The organism is Falsigemmobacter faecalis (genome assembly GCF_003863335.1).
Lineage (GTDB): Bacteria > Pseudomonadota > Alphaproteobacteria > Rhodobacterales > Rhodobacteraceae > Wagnerdoeblera > Wagnerdoeblera faecalis.
This window is the reverse complement of record NZ_RRAZ01000076.1, coordinates 1-2696: the sequence shown is the minus strand read 5'-3', so window position 1 is coordinate 2696 and position 2696 is coordinate 1. Positions and strand designations below refer to the sequence as shown.

The window sequence follows — 2696 nt, the reverse complement described above, 5'->3', positions numbered from 1 at the left end:
GCAATCGTCATCTTCTGGATATGATCAATGAGTCCTGAGCCTAGGACCGCCCCATTGACTCAATGCAAGGCAAATCAGAGCGCGAATCTACATTCGGATCAAAAAGCCGCGGTTTTCCGCGGCTTTTTTGTTTTTATCCCGGCAGGTTAATCTTTAGGTTTTTGCAGAACGCCCCTTGCGGCGGCTAAGCGCCCGGGGTAGAGAACCCCTACGAAGATAGGGCGCCCGTAGCTCAGCTGGATAGAGCACCAGACTACGAATCTGGGGGTCAGAGGTTCGAATCCTTTCGGGCGCGCCACTTCTTCGGTGTAAACTCCAAGCAAAACTGCCTTTTGCGTCACGAAATTACCTCGTGTCGGCTTTGGCAGGGATGTTGGGCTGTCCGCTGAAAGACTTAGCGCGTGCTGCTGCACGGGCTGCCGCTATAACTAATGACTAATACAATCTTATCGAGCGTAAGTACTCGGCTGGCGGCGCAGCGCTTTCTGCCCGCCGAACCGCCACGGGTGGCTTCGTCGGTTTTGTCACGAAGAGCCCATTTCTGCCGGTCATCACACCCACCGGCTTGCGCCAACCAGCCATCCGGCCTGATCCGGGTAGCAATCGTCACAGACCCGGAATCCCTGCTGTCGCGCACCATCCGGCGTGTCGAAGAACTTGAGGTCATCGCAGTTTGTAGGGCGGGTGCGGCAGATGGGTGAATGATAGATTTTATCACTGTCCCGACCATAGACGAAGGTTCCTGCCGCTTTTCCGTCGCAGGTCTCGATGGCGAGCCAGCGCGAATTCTCATTGCTCACTGGTCGTCCCTTTCCTGTGGTCGATCGCGGTTCGCACGGTTCGCCAGAGCCGTCCGTCGATGGCGGCAAGACCGGCCCCGATCAGCGCTATGCCTGCGAAATGGCGGGGAAGCAGGCTTTCCCCGAGGAAAAATGTTCCAAGCAATATCGCGCTGATCGGGATCAGGAATGTCACCAGAAGCAGGTTTGTAGCCCCTGCCGTCGCAAGGATGCGGAAGTAGAGGACATAGGCCAGCGCAGTCGAAATCGCCGCCACACCAATCAGCGCCCCAATGGCGGTCAGGCTTGGCGGGGGGAGTGTCCACGGACGGTCCAGCATCATGACGAGAGGCAGCATGATCAGGCTCGATGCCATGACCTGCCCGGTTGCCGTGCCCATCGGGCTGACCCCCCATTGTCCGGAATCTGCGTCCATAGATGCCTGCAAAAGCATAAAAAACAGCACCTGCCAGACAAAGAAGCTGAGCGATGATCCCGGTTCCGAGGTCGGGCAGCGCATCCAGACCGATCATGACAGCGACTCCGCCGAAGCCGATCAACACCCCGGCGAACTTGCCCTTCGTCATGCGTTCATCGCTGGTGAGGAAATGCGCGAAGATCACCGTGAACAGCGGCGTGGAGGCATTCAGGATCGAGGCCACCCCTGACGCAATATGCTGCTGGCCCCATACGATCAACGAAAAGGGGATCGCGTTGTTCAGCAGTCCCATGCCGAAGAAGGCGATCCAGACCCGCAGATCACGCGGCATCCGCTCCCCCCGCAGCCGCATGATTATCAGCAGGATGATTGCGGCCAGCACCACCCGGGACACGACCACGGTGAATACGGGCAATTCCCGCACGGCTATGCCGTTGAAGAAAAACGACCCGCCCCAGACGGTGGCGAGAGCCAAGAGCATGGCCCATTCCCCCGGGGTCATTGGGCGGGATGACGATGGTAACGACACGTGACACTCCTCCGGCGCAGCCCTCAGGACTGCTTCATGGGAGAACCGTGCATATTCGCTGCGGGCCGCGCGACCCGTTTCTTGCTCTTAAATTATCCGACGTCCGCTCCGTCTCGCATAGCTGCCGTTCTGAGGTAACTTTGCGGGGCCGTTGAGGCATATTTCAATGAACTGTGGTGCTGATGCTGCCCACTTTTCGCGCCGATGAGCGGTAGAGCAGAGCGAGAATCTACATTCGGTGTAAATTCCAAGCAAAACTGCTTTTTGCGTCACGAAATTGCCTCGTGGTGTGATTTGGCATGTCTGGTCTTTTGTTCAGCCGCGATCAGGCCCTCGGGCCTTCTGGGTTTCATTCTGACGGCTCCGGCTTGCGCCCTTACCGCCTCGCGGGCAGCGCCTCCGGCGATCTGATCTGACCGAATGCGCATGTATTCGGACGGAACAGAGTGGGCGGAGGGCGAAGCCCGACCCACGGCCCTGATGATGACTGTCAATGGTGATGAGTGGCCTTGGCGCGGCCCGCAGGCGCAGCCGAGGACACGGGGCCTCCCGTCACGCCGCCTTGGCGGCGCTTGCCGATTGACCGGCATCGGCAGGGATGTTGGCCGGTCCTAAGAATATGAAAAGTCGTCAGACTCGGCGTGAGCTGGGCAAAGCCCAGTCGAACGCTGCGGCTGTCCGTGAAGTGACTTGGCCCGCGCTACTGCGCGGGCCTCTGCATAAGAGGTGGTTCTGTTGATCTGAACAAGTTCCGGGCGTTTTATAAGTGGTTTTCCGCCTCGGTTACGCCGCCACCGCTTCGGGCATCGGCTGATTGAAGCAGGCCTGATCGGGGGTTTTCCCGTCAAGCGATGAATGCGGGCGGCCGCGATTGCAGAAGGTCAGATACCGGCCGATCCCGGCGCGGGCCTCGGATACGCTGGCATAGGCGCGCAGGCAGACCTCTTCG

2 protein-coding genes, 1 tRNA gene and 2 pseudogenes are annotated in these 2696 nt (G+C 59.2%); 1 reads left to right on the top strand and 4 read right to left on the bottom strand.

Annotated features, from left to right (window positions below; genetic code table 11):
• The first annotated feature begins 221 nt into the window (after nt 1–221).
• Nucleotides 222–298: transfer RNA gene (locus tag EG244_RS19965), tRNA-Arg, on the top strand.
• 253 nt (nt 299–551) lie between these two features.
• On the opposite strand, the gene EG244_RS19960 is transcribed toward EG244_RS19965, so the two are convergent.
• From EG244_RS19960 to EG244_RS19950, 4 genes and pseudogenes are all read right to left on the bottom strand, one after another.
• Nucleotides 552–800 carry an Ada metal-binding domain-containing protein gene (locus EG244_RS19960; protein ID WP_158617385.1) on the bottom strand — a complete coding sequence of 83 codons (249 nt, stop codon included), beginning with the start codon at nt 798–800 and terminating at the stop codon, nt 552–554.
• Complete coding sequence (locus EG244_RS21250) at nt 790–1299, bottom strand: DMT family transporter (protein ID WP_233589086.1); 510 nt, start codon at nt 1297–1299, stop codon at nt 790–792. The genes EG244_RS19960 and EG244_RS21250 overlap by 11 nt, the downstream gene beginning before the upstream one ends.
• A 67-nt stretch (nt 1300–1366) precedes the next feature.
• Nucleotides 1367–1699 (bottom strand): annotated as a pseudogene (locus tag EG244_RS21245) (EamA family transporter); the annotation flags it as partial.
• A gap of 831 nt (nt 1700–2530) precedes the next feature.
• Nucleotides 2531–2696: pseudogene (locus EG244_RS19950) on the bottom strand (IS3 family transposase); the annotation flags it as partial.

Excerpts from the sequence above, each read along its gene's own strand:
- EG244_RS21250 (WP_233589086.1), bottom strand. The coding sequence starts at position 1,299 with ATGCGCTGCCCGACCTCGGAACCGGGATCATCGCTCAGCTTCTTTGTC.